The following is an 18,455-nucleotide window of genomic DNA, read 5'->3' as shown; positions in this document are numbered from 1 at the left end:
GTCACCGCCGTGTCGCGCTGCCAGCCGGACCCGGCGGTCAGCGCCGCCCGCAGCTCGCGCGCCAGGTCCGTGCCCGCCTTGACCTCCTCGGCGAGCAGGTCGCCGATCCGGGCGGTCACCTCCATCGCCGTCGCCAGCCGGGCGGTGTCCGGGCTGGGGTCGGAGTCGTCGAGCAGCCAGACGTAACCGAGGACCATGCCCCGGTGCCGTACGGGCAGGCAGATCCGGCCCCGGAAGACCCCCGCGTCCGGGGCCGCCGGGATCCGGACGGGGCCGGTGGCCCGTGTGATGCCGAAGCCCTCGAACCAGGCGCGGACCGCCGGTGTCGACTTCCGCGTCACGATGGACCGGGTCCTGACCGGGTCCATCGCCGTGTCGTCCTCGGTGTCGTGCGCGCCGAAGGCGATCAGTCCGAAATCGCGGTTCTCCAGCGTCGCGGGGACGCCGAGCAGTGCCGAGATCTCATCCACCAGGTCCTGGTAATCGCCCTTCATCCGGACATTCTCGCACCCCTCTCAGACAGATGTATGAGATCCCGCCCACGGATGCGTGACAGCTGTCGATGGCAGAGGATCGGACCGCTCCCTAGATTTTGAGCCGACGCCCGAACGCACCGGGCGGTCGTACTCACCGTGGAGGTGCCCCGTGCTGGGTCCCGTGATCCTGGCCGCCTCGCGCAGCGGCTCCCTGCGCCGCGCCGTCTCGGCCGCCCCGGTCACCAAGCCCGTGGTGGACCGTTTCATCGCCGGTGAGTCGATCGAGGAGACGGCCCCCGTCGTCCGGTCCATGGCGGCCCGCGGCCTGGAGGTCACCCTCGACGTCCTCGGCGAGGACATCACCGACCCGGCGGAGGCGCTGCGTGCCCGGGACGCGTACCTGCGGCTGGTCGAGGCCCTGGAGCCGCTGGAACTGGGCTCCGCCGCCGAGATGTCGGTGAAGCTCTCGTCCTTCGGCCAGGCCCTGCCCGGCGGCCACGACCTCGCGCTCAAGAACGTCACCGCCGTCATCGAGGCCGCCGCCGCCATCGGCACCACGGTCACCCTCGACATGGAGGACCACACCACCGTCGACTCGACCCTCGCCGTCCACGCCGAGGTCCGCCGCGAGTTCCCGCAGACCGGCGCCGTCGTCCAGTCGTACCTCTTCCGTACGGAGGACGACTGCCGCGCGCTGTCGGCCGCCGGCGCGCGCGTCCGGCTCGTCAAGGGCGCCTACAAGGAGCCCGCCTCCGTCGCGTACCAGGACAAGGCCGACGTCGACAAGGCGTACGTCCGGAGCCTGCGGATCCTGATGGAGGGCGGCGGCTACCCGATGGTCGGCACCCACGACCCCCGGATCATCGCGATCGCCCAGGACCTCGCGCACCGCGCGGGCCGCAAGCCCGACGAGTACGAGTTCCAGATGCTGTACGGCATCCGCGAGGCCGAGCAGGTGCGGCTGGCCGCCGAGGGCCACCGGATGCGTGTCTACATCGCGTACGGCACCGACTGGTACGGCTACTTCATGCGCCGCCTCGCCGAGCGCCCCGCCAACCTCGCGTTCTTCCTGCGCTCGATCGTCAGCCGTGGCTGACTCCCCCCGACCGCACCGCTGATGAAGCCGATGAAGCTGCTGAAGGAGATCCGCCACCCATGGACGCTGTGACACAGGTTCCGACGCCGGTCAACGAACCGGTGCACGGCTACGCCCCCGGGTCGCCCGAGCGCGCCCTCCTGGAGGCGAAGCTCAAGGAACTGGCCGAGAACCCCGTCGACCTGCCGATGACCATCGGCGGCGTGAAGCGGATGGGCGGCGGCGCGCGGGTCGACGTCGTCCAGCCCCACCGCCACGAGGCGGTGCTCGGTACGTTCGCGGGCGCCACGGAGCAGGACGCCCAGGACGCGGTCGACGCGGCCCTCGCCGCCGCCCCGGCCTGGCGCGCCATGGCCTTCGACGACCGCGCCGCGATCATCCTGCGCGCCGCCGAGCTGCTGGCGGGCCCCTGGCGCGAGACGCTGGCCGCCGCGACCATGCTCGGCCAGTCGAAGACCGCGCAGCAGGCGGAGATCGACTGCCCCTGCGAGCTGGTCGACTTCTGGCGCTTCAACGTCTCGTACGCCCGTGACCTGCTCGCCGAGCAGCCGCCGGCCAACTCGCCCGGCGTGTGGAACCGGCTCGACCACCGCCCGCTCGAAGGCTTCGTCTACGCGATCACGCCGTTCAACTTCTCCGCCATCGCGGGCAACCTGCCGACCGCCCCCGCGCTGATGGGCAACGTCGTCGTCTGGAAGCCGTCGCCCACCCAGACCCTCGCGGCCGTACTGCTGATGGAGCTGCTGGAGGAGGCCGGGCTGCCCAAGGGCGTCATCAACCTGGTGACCGGGGACGGGATCGCGGTGTCCGAGGTGGCGCTGCGCCACCGCGACCTGGCGGGCATCCACTTCACCGGCTCGACCAAGACCTTCCAGCACCTGTGGAAGACGGTCGGCGAGAACATCGAGACGTACCGCTCGTACCCCCGGATCGTCGGCGAGACCGGCGGCAAGGACTTCGTCGTCGCCCACCCGAGCGCCGACCCCGCGATCCTCAAGACCGCGCTGACCAGGGGCTCGTTCGAGTACCAGGGCCAGAAGTGCTCCGCGTCGTCGCGCGCGTACATCCCGGCGTCGATCTGGGAGAGCGGCTTCAAGGAGCGGTTCGCCGCCGAGGTCGACTCGCTCACCATGGGCGACGTCACGGACCTCGGGCACTTCATGGGCGCCGTCATCGACGAGCGCGCCTTCGCGAAGAACAAGGCCGCGATCGACCGCGCCGCCGCCGACCCCACCTGCACGATCGTCGCGGGCGGGACGTACGACGACTCCGTCGGGTACTTCGTCCGGCCGACGGTCATCGTGTGCACCGACCCGGAGAACGAGGTCTTCACGACCGAGTACTTCGGCCCGATCCTCGCCGTGCACGTCTACGACGACGCCGACTACGACAGCGTGCTCACGCAGCTGGAGTCGGTCTCGGCGTACGCGCTGACCGGCTCGGTCATCGCCAACGACCGCGCGGCGGCGGCCCGGACGATGGAGAAGCTGCGGTACGCGGCCGGCAACTTCTACATCAACGACAAGTCCACCGGCGCCGTCGTCGGCCAGCAGCCCTTCGGCGGCGGGCGCGCGTCCGGCACCAACGACAAGGCGGGCGCCCCGCAGAACCTGATGCGCTGGACGCTGACCCGCGCGATCAAGGAGACGCTGGTCCCGCCGACGGACTACCGCTACCCGCACATGGGCTGACCGGCCCAGGCCCCTCCTGGGGCCCGGAAACCCCCGCCCCCGCACCGGCGCCCCCCTCCGGAGCGGGGGCGGTGTTGTGCCTCCGTACGGGAGAGGGGCGCCGGTGCGGAGGCGGTACGCGTCCAGGGGCCGGCGGGCCGGTCAGACCCGGCGCCAGCGGGCCATCGCGAAGGAGAAGACGCCGAACAGCACCAGCCCGGTCGCGACGAGCGCCAGCAGCCAGGGACCGGCCGGGGTGTCGGTGAACGAGCGCAGCGTGTCGTCGAAGCCCTTGGCCTTGTCCGGCTCGTACGTCACCGCCGCCTGGATCACGAACCCGCCGATCGCGGCGAACAGGATCCCGCGCCCCGCACCTCCGCCGACGCCGGTCACGTCGACCAGCTGCCGGGTCCTGCGGGACATCTCACCGAGCTTCAGGTGCTTGTGGTAGGAGCGCATCACCGCGCGCGTCCCGACCCACAGGCCCGCGACGACTATGCCCGCGCCGGCGATGCCCACGATCCACTGGCCACCGGGCCAGCTCAGCGCCCTGGCGGTGATGTCCTGCGACTGCTGGTCGCCGGACCCGCTGCCGCTGCTCTTCTCCCCGGCGGCGAACGCCAGGACCGAGTAGGCGACAAAACCGTAGAAGACGAAGCGGCCCGCCGACATCAGCCGCTTGCCCGGCTTCCGGCCGTCGGGCCCCGCCGCGCCCACGATCGCCTCCGAGAGCCGCCACAGCGCCATCCCGACCAGCCCGATCCCGAGGGCCCAGAGCAGGACCGACCCCATCGGCTGCTTCGCCAGCTCGGCGAGCGCGCCCCCGCGGTCGGCCTGCTCGCCGCCCCCGCCGAAGGCGATGCGCAGCGCCAGGATGCCGATGAGCAGATAGATCACGCCCCGTGCGGCGAACCCCCAGCGGGCCGCCCCGTCCATGACCGAGCTGTTCGCCGCCTGTCGCGCCTTGCCCTGGCCACTGTGTGAAACCGTCTGTGCGTCCATGGTGAACCTCCGCTGTCCGGGTGCCCCCGGCCGCCCGGCGGAAACGGCTGCCCAGGGGCGGTTCACGCGGCACCCGCCCGGCAGTCACCGGCAGTCACCCCGGCACCCGCCCGGCACCGCCCCGGCACCTTTCCGCGATCGCCGTCTCAGATAGTAGGAAGTCCGAGTAAATAGAAGACAGGGCGGCCCCGCTCGCCTAGCTTGGAATGAGCCGAACGTCTCGCTTCATCGAGCGAACGCGGTGGACGGCACACGCCCCCACGCAGGCAACCCCTGCCGCGTATGCCGCCCCGCCCCTTCCGGCGCCTCGTAGACGCATCATGCGGCCCCCGTGCCGCATGTCTCCGCTCTCCGCTGCCCCAAGGAGTCGATCAACATGGCCGAGACCACTGTCCGCCGCGTCCGTCACACTCCCCGTACGAGCGAGTCCGAGCGCAAGAACGCCGCCGCGGCGCTCCAGCGCGCCCTCGACCGCAGGGACAACGGCGGCTCGACGGGCCACTGAGCCCCTGTCAGGACCCCTGGCGGGACCTCTGTCGAGCCCCCGTCAGGACCGCGCTGCCCATGGAGATTGACATCCGTGTCCACGGAATGGACACGCGATGTCAATCCATGGGACGCGGAGTAGGGTGCCGCTATGTCTCGCAGCATCAATCTCGCAGTGATCCCCGGTGACGGCATCGGTCAGGAGGTCGTCGCCCAGGGCCTCAAGGTCCTGCGTGCCGTCCTCCCGCAGGATGTGAAGCTGGAGACCAAGGAGTACGACCTCGGCGCGGGCCGCTGGCACCGGACCGGGGAGACCCTCCCGGACGCGGACCTCGAAGCCCTCAAGGGCCACGACGCCATCCTGCTCGGCGCGATCGGCGACCCGAGCGTGCCGTCCGGCGTCCTGGAGCGCGGCCTCCTCCTCAAACTTCGCTTCGCCTTCGACCACTACGTGAACCTGCGTCCGTCGAAGCTGTTCCCGAACACCGCGACCCCGCTGGCCGGCCGCCCCGCCATCGACTTCGTCGTCGTCCGCGAGGGCACCGAAGGCCCGTACACGGGCAACGGCGGTTCGCTGCGCACCGGTACACCCGCCGAGGTGGCCACGGAAGTGAGCCTCAACACGGCGTACGGCGTGGAGCGCGTCGTCAGGGACGCGTACGCGCGCGCCGCCGCCCGCCCCCGCAAGAAGCTGACGCTGGTCCACAAGAACAACGTCCTCGTCTACGCCGGCCACCTGTGGAAGAACATCTTCGACCGGGTGGGCGAGGAGTACCCCGAGGTCACCACCGACTACCTGCACGTCGACGCCGCGACGATCTTCTTCGTCACCCAGCCCGAGCGCTTCGACGTGATCGTGACCGACAACCTCTTCGGTGACATCCTCACCGACCTGGCCGCCGCCATCAGCGGGGGCATCGGCCTGGCCGCGTCCGCGAACATCAATCCGGACCGTACGTTCCCCTCGATGTTCGAGCCGGTGCACGGCTCCGCGCCGGACATCGCGGGCCAGGGGAAGGCCGACCCCACCGCCACCGTTCTCTCCGTCGCCCTCCTGCTGCGCCACCTCGGCCTCGACGCCGAGGCCGTCCGGATCGAGGAGGCCGTCGCGGCCGACCTCGCCGGGCGTGACGGTTCCGCGTCCGCGCGGACGACCGACGAGATCGGTGACGCACTCGCCGTACGTGTAGCGAGCTGACCCGCCGCGACTTCCGACAGCCGCCGGGTCCTGTGACCCGGCGGCTGTGCTTTTGCGGCCTCCGGGTGACACCATCATCCCAGGACCACATTCACTCGTTCCGGTCATGCCCCGCCCCCGCTCTCCACAACGGGGGCGGTCGCCCGCCCCGATACTCGGACGTCCTAGTAGGGCTGTAGCGGCGTGAACGCGGTCCGTCACACACAACCGGTGAAGGACGAGAGTATTCATGACCACGCCCACGACCACCCTGGAGCTCAAGCCCTCCGCGCACCCGCTGTCCGACGCCGAGCGGGAGCGGATCCTCGCCAACCCGGGGTTCGGCCGCCACTTCACCGACAACATGGTGACGGTGAAGTGGACCGAGGGCCGCGGCTGGCACGACGCGGAGCTGGTGCCGTACGCCCCGCTGTCGATCGACCCGGCGAACATGACCCTGCACTACGCGCAGACCATCTTCGAGGGACTCAAGGCGTACCGGCAGGTGGACGGCTCCGTCGCCACCTTCCGCCCGGAGGAGAACGCGCGCCGCTTCCAGCGCTCCGCGCGCCGGATGGCGATGCCCGAGCTGCCCGTGGAGACGTTCGTCGCCGCGGTGGACGCGCTCATCGCCCAGGACCGCGCGTGGGTGCCCGGCGTCGGTGAGGAATCCCTCTACATCCGGCCGTTCATGTTCGCGACGGAGGTCGGCGTCGGCGTGCGGCCGGCCAACGAGTTCCTCTTCATGGTCATCGCCTCCCCGGCCGGGGCGTACTTCGCCGGCGGCGTGAAGCCGGTCTCCGTCTGGCTGTCCGAGGAGTACGTGCGCGCCGCCCCCGGCGGCACGGGCGAGGCGAAGGCCGGCGGCAACTACGCCGCGTCCCTCATCGCCCAGGCCGAGGCCACCAAGCACGGCTGCGACCAGGTGGTCTGGCTGGACGCGACCGAGCGGCGCTGGATCGAGGAGATGGGCACCAACAACCTCTTCTTCGTGTACGGCGACAAGCTCATGACGCCCGAGCTGACCGGCACCCTGCTCGCCGGGGTCACCCGCGACTCGGTCCTGAAGATCGCCGCCGACCTCGGGTACGAGGTGACGGAGGGCCGCCTGACCGTCGACGACTGGCGTACCGGCAACGCCGACGGCTCCCTCACCGAGGTCTTCGCGTGCGGCACCGCCGCCGTCATCACCCCCGTCGGCACGGTCCACTCGGCGCGCGGCGGCTGGACCGTGGCGGACGGCCGCCCCGGCGAGGTCACGATGAAGATGCGCAAGGCGCTGCTGGAGATCCAGTCGGGCGCCGCGCCGGACGTCCACGGCTGGCGGCACCACGTCGCCTGACCCGGTTGTTCCTGTACGAGGACCCGCATCCCGCACCACGGGGGTGCGGGTCCCGCTACGCTGACGGCCGGAAGACGCGGGGAAGATGATCGACCGCATCGTGAGACAGGGCTTCGTAAAGTGACCGGACGTGCGAAAATCGGCTCGTGCTCTCGTTCGTCATGATTATTGGCAGCAAGCGCGCCGGTCCGCAGTGACCGCCCCGTAGACCAGTACGGAGCGGACATCGAGCCTCGGACCCGCGCGCAGACCTCTCGCATCCGCGAGGGGTTTTTTCGTTTTCCGGCCCCACCCCGGCCGGAGGCGGACCGCGCGGGGAGACGGGGGCAGGTGGAGCCAGACCATCCACTCAACAGGAGCAGGACACCATGACCACAGAGTCCACGGGGCCCACGGGGAACGACGACAGTTTTCATGTCTTCGACACGACGCTGCGGGACGGCGCCCAGCGCGAAGGCATCAACCTGACGGTCGCCGACAAGCTGGCCATCGCACGCTACCTGGACGAATTCGGCGTGGGCTTCATCGAGGGCGGCTGGCCGGGGGCCAACCCGCGCGACACCGAGTTCTTCGCCCGGGCCCGGCAGGAGATCGACTTCCGGCACGCCCGGCTCGTCGCCTTCGGCTCCACCCGCCGCCCCGGCGCCAAGGCCTCCGAGGACCCGCAGGTCAGGGCGCTCGTGGAGTCCGGCGCCCCGGTGGTCACGCTGGTCGCCAAGTCGCACGACCGCCATGTCGAACTGGCGCTGCGCACCACCCTCGACGAGAACCTCGCGATGATCCGCGACACCGTGTCGTACCTCCGCGAGCAGGACCGCCGGGTCTTCGTCGACTGCGAGCACTTCTTCGACGGCTACCGCGCCAACGCCGAGTACGCCAAGTCCGTCGTACGGGCCGCCGCCGAGGCCGGCGCGGACGTCGTGGTCCTCTGCGACACGAACGGCGGCATGCTGCCCGCCCAGATCCAGGCCGTCGTCGCCACCGTCCTCGCCGACACCGGCGCCCGGCTCGGCATCCACGCCCAGGACGACACGGGCTGCGCGGTCGCCAACACCCTCGCCGCCGTCGACGCGGGCGCCACCCACGTCCAGTGCACGGCCAACGGCTACGGCGAGCGCGTCGGCAACGCCAACCTCTTCCCGGTCGTCGCCGCGCTGGAGCTCAAGTACGACCAGCGGGTCCTGCCCCCCGGCGCGCTCGCCGAGATGACCCGGATCTCGCACGCCATCGCCGAGGTCGTCAACCTCGTCCCCTCCACCCACCAGCCGTACGTGGGCATCTCGGCCTTCGCCCACAAGGCCGGCCTGCACGCCTCCGCGATCAAGGTCGACCCCGACCTGTACCAGCACATCGCCCCCGAGCTGGTCGGCAACACCATGCGGATGCTGGTCTCCGACATGGCGGGCCGCGCCTCCATCGAGCTCAAGGGCAAGGAGCTGGGCGTCGACCTCGGCGGCGACCGCGACCTGGTCGCCCGGGTGGTCGGCCGGGTCAAGGAGCGCGAACTCCAGGGGTACACGTACGAGGCGGCCGACGCCTCCTTCGAGCTGCTGCTGCGCGAGGAGGCCGAGGGGAAGCCGCGCGTCTACTTCCGTACGGAGTCCTGGCGGGCGATCGTCGAGGACCGCCCCGACGGCACCCACGCCAACGAGGCCACGGTGAAGATCTGGGCGAAGGGCGAGCGGATCGTCGCCACCGCCGAGGGGAACGGCCCGGTCAACGCGCTGGACCGGGCGATGCGGGTCGGCCTGGAGCGGATCTACCCCCAGCTCGCCAAGTTCCAGCTGGTGGACTACAAGGTCCGCATCCTGGAGGGCACGCACGGCACCGACTCCACCACGCGGGTACTGGTCACCACGTCGGACGGTACGGCCGAGTGGTCCACGCTCGGGGTCGCGGAGAACGTCATCGCGGCGTCCTGGCAGGCACTGGAGGACGCGTACACGTACGGCCTGCTGCGGGCCGGGGCCGAGCCGGCCGAGTGAGACCCGGCGGACCGGCCGGACACGACGCCGGACGGGCTGCTTCCAGCCCGTCCGGCGTTTCCGTGTGGGGATCTCAGCGATCCGGTGCGGTTACTGGAGGCGCCACTTCTGGTTGGACGCCCCGGTGCAGGTCCAGATCTGCGCACGGGCTCCGTTCGCCGACGAGTTCCCCGTCACGTCGAGGCACTTGTTGGCCCCGAGGTTGACGATGTCACCCGATCCGGAGTTGTACGTGAACTGCTGGGCCGTGGAGCCGTTGCAGTCGTACAGCTGCACCTTCGCGCCGTCCGCCGTGGAGGCGGCCGTCACGTCCAGGCACTTGCCGAGCGTCCTGATGGTGTTGTCCGTGCCGACGGTCCAGTTCTGGGCCGTCGAGCCGTTGCAGTCGTAGAGCTGGACGGCGGTGCCGTTGGCGCTCGAACCGGCCGCCGCGTCCAGGCACTTGCCCGCGAGGCCCCGGAAGGTGCCCGTCGAACCGGTGCCGCCCCCGCCGCCCGCCTGGGTGCCCGACCAGGTGAACGTGGCCGAGGTCTTGCCGGGGAGCGAGTAACTGAAGTTCTGGCCGCCCCAGTTGACCCGCAGGGTCTGGGCAGCGGTGCCGTCGTTGTACGCGATCAGCGCCTTCGAGCCGTCCGTGTTGCGCCAGGCCACGTTCGGGACGGTGCCGCTGGCGGTGGAGGAGATCCGCGAGGCGCCCGGCTTCACGAACTTCGTCAGGTGGCCCATCGTGTAGTACTCGATGTTGTAGTCGACCTGGCCGTGCCGGCTGTCACCGTTGTGGACCGTGATCAGACCGTCGCAGGTGCCGCAACCACCGTTGTGGGGACCGCGGTTCTGGTCCACCGCGAGGGACCACTTGGTCACCGACTTCGCCCAGTTGCGGGTGTAGTCGATGATGTTGTTCATGTCCTCGCGCTGCTGGTTGGCGATCCACTCGCCACCGGAGTGCTCCGTCTGGAACGCGTCCATCGTCGGGTACTGGTTGTGCACGGTGGTCTGCTTGGCGATGTCGCCGCCGTAGCCGTGCCAGGCGACCCCGCCGAAGTTCGGGTGGTTGCGGACCGCCGCGTCGTTCACGGTCTCCGCGGCGTACGCGTCGTACGTGTCCCAGTTCCAGTCGTGCGCGAGCACCTTGGTGGGCAGGCCGGCGGCCTGGAGCTTGGGCAGCAGGTTGCTCTTGGTGAAGAACGCCAGGCCGGAGCCGTTCCAGCTCATCGACGGGTAGCTCGAACAGCACGTCGGCTCGTTCTGCGCCGTGACGTAGTCGATCGGGATGCCCTGGTCGCGGTAGGCCTGGAGGTACTTGACGAAGTAGTCGGCGTACGTGCCGTAGTTCTCCGCCTTGAGCCAGCCGCCGTTGAGCTGGCCGCTGTCCTTCATCCAGGCGGGGGCGGTCCAGGGGGACGCCACGTTGGTCATGGCCGGATTCAGCTGCTTGGCCTGCTTGGTCAGCGGCAGGACGGCCCGGAGGTCGTGGGCTATCGAGAACTTCGACAGCGTGGGGTCGGTCTGACCCGCCGGCACGTCGTCGTACGTGTAGCCGAAGCGGGCCAGGTCGGAGCCGCCCATCGGGTTCCGGTTGAAGGAGAGCCCGATGCCGTCGGTGGGGGAGAAGAGCTTCCTCATCGTGGCGTCGAGGGTCGCCTGCGAGAGCGCGCCGCTCTCCTTCATCAGGTACGCGGCGGTGTCGGTGAACGACGCGCCGCCGCCCGTGAAGGTCTGGTAGCGGGTGTTCTCGTCGACGGTCACGTTGGTGCCGCTGCCGCCGTTGCCCGACTGGAAGTTGACGGGAGTCTGCTGCTGGAGACCCCGGGTGACGACCCGGCCGCGCGCGTCGCTCGTGGTCGTCAGATAGATGTTGACCTGCTCGCCCGCGGCCTGGGCCGGCCCGGCGGACAGGCCGGTGAGCCCGGCCGTGGCCAGGGCGCCCGCGAGGAGGACCCTCGTCAGACGCCGTCCTTGAGCACTCGATCTCGCCATGTGACTGCTGCCCTTCTTGGCACAGAGGTGGGGGGTTACGCGATGGTGCCTGCGGCGTGAGTGAACTGCTGTTGCGAACTCCCGTCAAGGGGCTGCGTATTCACAACCTGAACGCATAACTCCCTTGGCCCGCTACTGGCCTGCTATGCACCAAAGGTGCGGACCAATCTCGACGTGAAGTATTGACGGCAGTGTTGCCTGCCGGTTAACTCACCGCCCAACGCCCGGTACCGGTTCCGGAAGCGGTTGCGGTACCGGTTCCACACCTCGACGCGGAGGCCCCGATGCGTGTCACGATCGCCGACGTCGCCCGCCAGGCGGGCGTCAGCAAGACGACCGTGTCCCGGGTCATCAACACCAAGGGCGAGGTCGACGGCGGTACGGCGGCCCGCGTCCGCGCGGTCATCGCGCAGCTCGGGTACGTACCGAGCTCGGGCGCCGTCGGACTGGCCCGAGGGAGCAGCCGTACGGTCGGCATGCTGGTGCCCTCGCTGACCTGGCCGTGGATGGGCGAGGTGCTCCAGGGGGTGGTCGACACCGTGGAGGCCGCGGGGTACGGGCTGCTGCTGTTCACCTGCAACCGGGGTGCCGAATCGGTTCAGCGGTTCACCACCCAGGTCTCCGCCCGCGCCTTCGACGGACTGCTCGTCGTCGAACCGGAGAACACCCTCGACACCATCATCGGCCTGCACCGCCAGGGCCTGCCGGTCGTCCTGATCGACGACCGCGGCGCCCACCCCGAGGACTTCCCCTCCGTCGTGACCACCAATTTCGAGGGAGGCGCGTCGGCGGCCCGCCATCTGCTGGCCGACGGACGCACCAAGCCGCTGGTCATCACAGGCCCGGCCCATTTCGGGTGTGTACGGGACCGGCTCGCCGGCTTCCGGCACGTCCTGCCCACCGACCGGGTCGTCGTCGGCGACTTCACCGAGCTGTCCGGACGGCTCGCGGTCGAGAAACTCCTCAACGGCCGGGTCCCGTTCGACGCGGTGTTCGCGCACAACGACATCAGCGCGGCCGGCGCCCTGCGCGCCCTGCGGGCCGCCGGGCGGACCGTCCCCGACGACATCGCCGTGGTCGGCTTCGACAACATCCCGATGGCCCGGCACACCGAGCCTCCGCTGACGACCGTCCGCCAGCCCGCCCGGCAGATGGGCGAGACGGCGGCGCGGATGCTGCTGGAACACCTCGGCGGCGCGGCCGCCCCCGACGAACCTGTCGTCCTGCCCACCGAACTCGTGGTGAGGCAATCCGCGCCGTAACCGGACCGCACCCGCCCCACGCCCCACCCCACTCCGCACCAGGACCGCCTATCCGGCGGAAGACGAACCGCACCGCCCTGCACGCCCTGCACCGCCCGGTACCCCACGCACCGCCTTGCACCGCACGCACCGCAGCGCAGTTGTCCGCCAGATCTCGTAGTCCTTCCTGGAGACCCCCATGTCAGCACACCGCACGCTCCGGGCGCTGGCCGCCGCCACCGCCGTGGCCGCCCTCGCCGCCGGATGTTCCTCGGCCAACTCGGATGCCAACCGGAAGGCGGCCGGGGCCTCGGGTGTGCTCACCGTCAGCATGCCGAACGGCCCCCAGACCAACAACAGCAACCCGTTCCTGGGCACGTCGGCGGGCGCCTCGCTCGGCTACCGCTACATGATCTACGAGCCGCTGGCGATGACGAACGTCATCCGGCCCAGCGAGAAGGCGAAGCCCTGGCTGGCGACCGGCTGGGAGTGGGAGTCCAACTTCACGAAGGTCACCTTCACGATCGATCCCAAGGCCGAGTGGTCCGACGGCAAACCGCTCACCGCCGAGGACGCGGCCTTCACCTTCGAACTGCTGAAGAAGTACCCGGCGCTCAACGGCAACGGCCTCCAGTTCGACGGCATCGAGGCGCACGGCGACCAGCTCGTCCTGACCTTCAAGGAGAGCCAGTTCGTCAACCAGAACAAGATCCTCCAGACGTACGTCGTCCCGAAGCACATCTGGGAGACCGTCAAGGACCCGGCGACCTGGCCCAACCGGACGCCGGTCGGCTCGGGCCCGTACAAGCTCAAGACGTTCACCCCGCAGACCACCACCCTCACCGCCCTGCCCTCCTACTGGAAGGGCAAGACCCTGGTGAAGGAGCTGCGCTACACGTCGTACAACGACAACAGCGCGCAGACCACGGCCCTGGCGAGCGGCCAGACGCAGTGGTCGTTCGTCTTCATGCCGAACTACAAGCAGCTGTACGTCGCCAAGGACCCCAAGAACAACAAGCTCTGGTTCCCCTCCGGGCTCGGCATCCACGGCCTGTGGTTCAACACCACCCGGGGCCCGCTTGCCGACAAGGCGCTGCGCAAGGCCATGGCGATGGTCGTCGACCGCCGCGCGATCCACGTCCAGGCCCAGGCGACGCTGTACCCGGAGATCACCAACCCGACCGGCATCCCGCTGCCCGCCGGTGACTCCTTCCTCGCGCCCGAGTACAAGAACGCCACCGTCGAGCCGGACGTCGCGGGGGCGAAGAAGCTCCTGGCCGAGGCGGGATACAAGCTCGACGGCGGGGTGCTCAAGGACCCGAAGGGCAAGCCGGTCTCGCTGACCTTCACGGACCCGGCCGGCTGGAACGACTACATCACCGGGCTCGCGATCATCAAGGACAACATCAAGCAGCTCGGCATCGAGGCGAAGGTCAGGACCCAGACCGCGGAGTCCTGGACGTCGGACGTCAGCAACGGCAAGTTCGACGCCACGCTGCACTGGACCAACAGCGGCCCGACGCCCTACGACATGTACCAGAACATCATGGACGGGGAGCTGCTCCAGCCCGTCGGCAAGGCCTCCCAGCTCGGCAACTTCGGCCGCTTCGACAGCCCCGAGGCGACCGCGGCGCTGCGGGAGTACGCCACCGCCACCGAGGACGCGGCCCGTACGGCGGCCATGAACACCCTCCAGAAGATCATGGTCGAGGAAGTGCCGATGATCCCGACGGCGGCCGGCCCGATCGGCGCGGAGTACTCCACCAAGTACTGGGTCGGCTGGCCCACCGAGGACAACCCGTACGGCCCCCCGCAGCCCACCCAGCCCAACTCGCTGGACGTCGTGCTCCACCTCAAGCCCGCGGCGAAGTGACGGCGGGACCGGCCATGACCCCCCAGAACACGACCGCCCAGGACACTCCCCCCGCCACGGACCCGGACGCGCACGACCACGCCGTCGTGCTGGAGGCCCGCGGTGTCACCAAGCACTTCCCCGTCCGCCGCACCGGTGGTGACCTGCTCGCCGGCCGGCACCGCAGCGTCCACGCCGTGGACGACGTGTCGCTGCTGCTGCGGCGCGGCACGGTCACCGCCCTGGTGGGGGAGTCGGGCTCGGGCAAGTCCACCGTCGCCCGGCTGCTCGCCCAGCTGTACCCCCTCACCGAGGGGGAGATACGGCTCGGCGGGAAGCCCGTCAAGGCCGGGCGTGGCCGGTCCTTCCGCGCGTACGTCAAACAGGTCCAGCTGATCTTCCAGGACCCGTTCGCCTCCCTCAACCCGGTGCACACCGTGCGCTACCACCTCACCCGCTCGCTGCGGATCCACGGCAAGCGGGGCACGGAGGAGGAGTCGTCGGCGCTGCTGGAGCGGGTGCAACTCACCCCGCCCGGGCAGTTCCTGGACAAGTTCCCGCACGAACTCTCCGGCGGGCAGCGCCAGCGCGTCGCCATCGCCCGCGCGCTCGGCGCCGACCCGCAGGTGCTGCTGGCCGACGAGCCCGTCTCGATGCTCGACGTCTCCATCCGGCTCGGCGTGCTCAACCTGCTGCGCGACCTCAAGGAGCGGCTGCGGCTCGCGATCCTCTACATCACCCACGACATCGCCTCCGCGCGGTACTTCGCCGACACGACGCTGGTGATGTACGCGGGCCGGATCGTCGAGGGCGGGGACAGCGAGACCGTCACGCAGCGCCCCGCGCACCCGTACACCCAGCTGCTGATCGCCTCGGCGCCGGACCCCGACCGGATCGTGGCGGAGGAGCGGCAGGAGGAGACCGGCACCGGCGAACCCCCGTCGCTGATCTCCCCGCCCGCCGGCTGCCGCTTCCACCCGCGCTGCCCGCGGGCCATGGAGCGCTGCCGTACGGAACTGCCGCCGCGCTTCGAACTGGCTGCTGGCCAGTGGGCGGCCTGCTGGCTGTACGAAGACGGCGCGGACCCGGAGAACGGCCCCGGCGCCGGGGACGCTTCCGCCGCGCCGGAGGTGACCGCCCCGTGAAGTACGTCCTCCAGCGGCTCACCTTCTACGCCGTCACCGCCTGGGCCGCGATCACGATCAACTTCCTGATCCCGCGGCTGATGCCCGGCGACCCGGTCCAGGCCCTGATCTCCCGCTTCCAGGGCCAGCTCGACACCAGCGCCGTCAACTCCCTCAAGGCCCTCTTCGGCCTCGACAAGGAGCGTTCGCTCTGGCAGCAGTACACCGACTACTGGTCGCAGCTCCTCCAGGGCGACCTCGGGCTGTCGTTCACGTTCTTCCCCACTCCGGTCGGCGAGGTCATCTCCCAGTCGCTGCCCTGGACCCTGGCCCTGGTCGGCACGACCACCCTGATCAGCTTCCTGCTCGGCACCGGCATCGGCGTCTACAGCGGCTGGCGGCGCGGTTCCTGGCTGGACGGGCTGCTGCCCGTCACCACCTTCATCTCGTCCATCCCGTACTTCTGGCTCGGCCTGATCGCCATCGCGCTGTTCGCCGTGAAATGGCCGCTGTTCCCGGCCTCGGGCGGGTACGACGGCTCGCTGGTGCCCGCCTTCGACGTGCCGTTCCTCTCCAGCGCGCTCTACCACTCCGTCCTGCCGGGCGTCACGATCGTGCTCAGCGCCGTGGCGGGCTGGATCCTCGGGATGCGGAACATGATGGTGACCGTCTCCTCCGAGGACTACGTCATGGTCGCCCAGGCCAAGGGCCTGTCGGAGCGGCGCGTGATGTTCTCGTACGCCGCCCGCAACGCGATCCTCCCCAACATCTCCGGCTTCGCCCTCTCCCTCGGGTTCATCGTCGGCGGCACCCTGCTGGTGGAGATGGTCTTCTCCTATCCGGGCATCGGCTATCAGCTCTTCCAGGCCGTCGGCGCCAAGGACTACCCGCTGATGCAGGGCGTCTTCCTGATCATCACGCTCTCGGTGCTGGCGGCGAACCTGCTGGCCGACCTGGTCTACCTGCTGCTCGATCCGCGGACCCGGAAGGAGGCCTGAGCCATGGCCGTCACCGCTGCCGAGGTCGCCGTGCTGGACACGGCGCCGACCCCGGCCCCCGCCCGGCGCACCCGGCTGCGCTTCCTGCGCGGCGGCAAGACCGTCACCGGCCTGGCGATCCTCGGGTTCTTCGTCGTACTGGCGGTCGTCGGCCCGTGGATCGCGCCGTACGACCCCGACCGGATGAGCGAGGAGATCCTCAGGCCGCCCTCCGGGGCGCACTGGTTCGGCACCACCCAGACCGGCCAGGACGTGCTCTCTCAGATCCTCGTCGGTACCCGCGGGGTGCTCGTCGTCGGCTTCGTGGCGGGATTCTTCGCCACGATCTTCGCCGTGCTGATCGGGGTCAGCTCCGGTTTCCTCGGCGGGGTCGCGGACGAGCTGCTCTCGGCGCTCTCCAACATCTTCCTGGTCATCCCCGCGCTGCCGCTGATCATCATCATCGCCAGCTTCGTCTCGGACGCCGGTGACCTGCTGATCGCCGTGGTGATCGCCTGCACGTCCTGGGCGTGGGGCGCCCGGGTCCTGCGCGCGCAGACCCTCTCCCTGCGCCGCCGCGACTACGTGGAGGCGGCGCGGGCGACCGGTGAGCCCACCTGGCGGATCATCTGCTTCGAGATCATGCCCAACCTCACCGCCGTGATTGCGTCCGGCTTCGTCGGGACGGTCATCTTCGCCATCCTGCTGGAGATCACCCTCGCCTTCACGGGCGTCGCCGACATCTCCAACTGGAACTGGGGGACGGTCCTGTTCTGGGCCCAGTCCAACCAGGCCCTGGCCCAGGGCGCGTGGTGGTGGTTCGTCCCGGCGGGGCTCTGCATCGCCCTGCTCGGCGCGGCCCTCTCGCTGATCAACTTCGGGATCGACGAGTTCATCAACCCCCGGCTGCGTACGGACACGGGCGCGTCCCGGAACGTGCGGATGCGGGTCGGCTTCACGCCGGTGGCCCGCAAGGACCGTACGGCGGGCGCCCGTACGGCCGACCCCGCGGCGCCCGACGCCCGTACGCCCGACAAGGAGCCGCACGCATGACCGGCCGTCCCGTCCTGACCATCCGCGGCCTCGATGTCGACTACGGCACCGGCACCCACGCCGTGCACGCCCTGCGCTCCGTCGACCTCACCCTGCACCGGGGCGAGGTGCTCGGACTCGCCGGCGAGTCCGGCTCCGGCAAGTCGACCCTTGCCTACGCGGTGACGCGGCTGCTCTCGCCGCCCGGGGTGATCACTGGGGGAGACGTCCACTACCACCCGCCCGGCCAGGACCCGGTGGACCTTCTCGCCCTCTCCGCACGGGAGTTGCGGGCCTTCCGCTGGCAGGAGCTGTCGATCGTCTTCCAGGGCGCGATGAACTCCCTCAACCCCGTGCACACCGTCCACAGTCAGCTCACCGACGTCCTCCAGGCCCACCGCCCGCAGTCGCGCGCGGCCGAACGCACCGCCCGCGCCGAGGAGTTGCTCACGCTCGTCGGCATCTCCAAGGACCGGCTCTCCGCCTATCCGCACCAGCTCTCCGGCGGCATGCGGCAGCGCGTGATGATCGCGATGGCCCTCGCCCTGGAGCCCGAGATCGTCATCATGGACGAACCGACCACCGCCCTCGACGTGGTGATGCAGCGTCAGATCCTGCGCAAGCTCGTCAGCCTCCGCGAGGAGCTGGGCTTCTCGGTCGTCTTCATCACCCACGACATCTCGCTGCTGATCGAGTTCTCCGACCGGATCGCGATCATGTACGGGGGACGGATCGTCGAGGAGGCCGCCTCCGCCGACATCTACCGCGACCCCCGACACCCGTACAGCGACGGCCTGTTGCACTCCTTCCCCGCCCTGCACGGCCCCCGCCGCGAGCTGACCGGCATCCCGGGCTCGCCCCCGCACCTGACCGCGATGCCGGCCGGCTGCGCCTTCCACCCCCGCTGCGGCAAGGCGTTCGCGCCCTGCGCGTCCCACGTCCCGGTCCTCGCGGGACCGCCCGGTGAACCCGACCGCACGGTGGCCTGCTGGCTGCACCGCACCCCGCCCGCCGC

At 70.3% G+C, this 18,455-nt stretch carries 14 protein-coding genes and 1 pseudogene; 12 read left to right on the top strand and 3 right to left on the bottom strand.

Going from position 1 to position 18,455, the window contains the following annotated elements; translation table 11 throughout:
- Positions 1-494, bottom strand: a pseudogene (locus GT042_RS23065) (PucR family transcriptional regulator); the annotation flags it as partial.
- Between the two features lie 151 nt (positions 495-645).
- Here GT042_RS23065 and GT042_RS23060 point away from each other — a divergent pair.
- Together GT042_RS23060 and pruA are read left to right on the top strand one after the other, a co-directional pair.
- Entirely contained in the window at positions 646-1,572 is a 927-nt protein-coding gene (locus tag GT042_RS23060) for a proline dehydrogenase family protein (protein ID WP_161310637.1), read from the top strand.
- A gap of 59 nt (positions 1,573-1,631) precedes the next feature.
- Positions 1,632-3,263 (top strand): L-glutamate gamma-semialdehyde dehydrogenase, encoded by a 1,632-nt coding sequence (pruA, locus tag GT042_RS23055; RefSeq protein WP_161310636.1) that lies wholly within the window; start codon positions 1,632-1,634, stop codon positions 3,261-3,263.
- Positions 3,264-3,404: 141 nt separating this feature from the next.
- Here the strand turns inward: pruA and GT042_RS23050 are convergent, their stop codons facing one another.
- Positions 3,405-4,244: a DUF1206 domain-containing protein gene (locus tag GT042_RS23050; protein WP_161310635.1), complete on the bottom strand. Its 840-nt coding sequence runs from the start codon at positions 4,242-4,244 to the stop codon at positions 3,405-3,407.
- Positions 4,245-4,620: 376 nt separating this feature from the next.
- Here GT042_RS23050 and GT042_RS39900 point away from each other — a divergent pair, with 376 nt between their 5' ends.
- From GT042_RS39900 to cimA, 4 genes are all read left to right on the top strand, one after another.
- A complete protein-coding gene (locus tag GT042_RS39900) occupies positions 4,621-4,749 on the top strand; it encodes a hypothetical protein (protein ID WP_272925745.1) in 129 nt (42 codons plus the stop codon).
- A gap of 132 nt (positions 4,750-4,881) precedes the next feature.
- Positions 4,882-5,928, top strand: coding sequence for a 3-isopropylmalate dehydrogenase (locus GT042_RS23045; protein WP_161310634.1), 1,047 nt, complete (start codon positions 4,882-4,884; stop codon positions 5,926-5,928).
- 229 nt (positions 5,929-6,157) lie between these two features.
- Positions 6,158-7,249, top strand: a complete 1,092-nt coding sequence (locus tag GT042_RS23040; RefSeq protein ID WP_161310633.1) for a branched-chain amino acid aminotransferase — start codon at positions 6,158-6,160, stop codon at positions 7,247-7,249.
- Positions 7,250-7,617: 368 nt separating this feature from the next.
- Positions 7,618-9,234, top strand: a complete 1,617-nt coding sequence (cimA, locus tag GT042_RS23035) for a citramalate synthase (protein ID WP_161310632.1) — start codon at positions 7,618-7,620, stop codon at positions 9,232-9,234.
- Positions 9,235-9,324: 90 nt separating this feature from the next.
- Here the strand turns inward: cimA and GT042_RS23030 are convergent, their stop codons facing one another.
- A complete protein-coding gene (locus GT042_RS23030) occupies positions 9,325-11,214 on the bottom strand; it encodes a ricin-type beta-trefoil lectin domain protein (protein WP_161310631.1) in 1,890 nt (629 codons plus the stop codon).
- A 284-nt stretch (positions 11,215-11,498) separates the two neighbouring features.
- Here GT042_RS23030 and GT042_RS23025 point away from each other — a divergent pair, with 284 nt between their 5' ends.
- The 6 genes from GT042_RS23025 to GT042_RS23000 all read left to right on the top strand — a co-directional run.
- Positions 11,499-12,476 carry a LacI family DNA-binding transcriptional regulator gene (locus GT042_RS23025; protein WP_161310630.1) on the top strand — a complete coding sequence of 326 codons (978 nt, stop codon included), beginning with the start codon at positions 11,499-11,501 and terminating at the stop codon, positions 12,474-12,476.
- A gap of 178 nt (positions 12,477-12,654) precedes the next feature.
- Entirely contained in the window at positions 12,655-14,328 is a 1,674-nt protein-coding gene (locus GT042_RS23020; protein WP_161310629.1) for an ABC transporter substrate-binding protein, read from the top strand.
- A gap of 14 nt (positions 14,329-14,342) precedes the next feature.
- Positions 14,343-15,452 carry an ABC transporter ATP-binding protein gene (locus tag GT042_RS23015; protein ID WP_161310628.1) on the top strand — a complete coding sequence of 370 codons (1,110 nt, stop codon included), beginning with the start codon at positions 14,343-14,345 and terminating at the stop codon, positions 15,450-15,452.
- On the top strand, positions 15,449-16,429 hold the full coding sequence (locus tag GT042_RS23010; RefSeq protein ID WP_161310627.1) for an ABC transporter permease: 981 nt from the start codon (positions 15,449-15,451) through the stop codon (positions 16,427-16,429). The genes GT042_RS23015 and GT042_RS23010 overlap by 4 nt, the downstream gene beginning before the upstream one ends.
- Before the next feature lie 3 nt (positions 16,430-16,432).
- Complete coding sequence (locus tag GT042_RS23005) at positions 16,433-17,461, top strand: ABC transporter permease (protein WP_161310626.1); 1,029 nt, start codon at positions 16,433-16,435, stop codon at positions 17,459-17,461.
- Positions 17,458-18,455, top strand: a 998-nt coding sequence (locus GT042_RS23000; protein WP_161310625.1) for an ABC transporter ATP-binding protein, incomplete at its 3' end; no start/stop codon positions are given. The genes GT042_RS23005 and GT042_RS23000, both read left to right, overlap by 4 nt.

Source organism: Streptomyces sp. SID3212, assembly GCF_009865405.1.
In the GTDB taxonomy this organism is placed as follows: Bacteria; Actinomycetota; Actinomycetes; order Streptomycetales; family Streptomycetaceae; genus Streptomyces.
The sequence above is the reverse complement of the archived record's forward strand: the minus strand, read 5'-3'. Positions and strand labels throughout refer to the sequence as shown.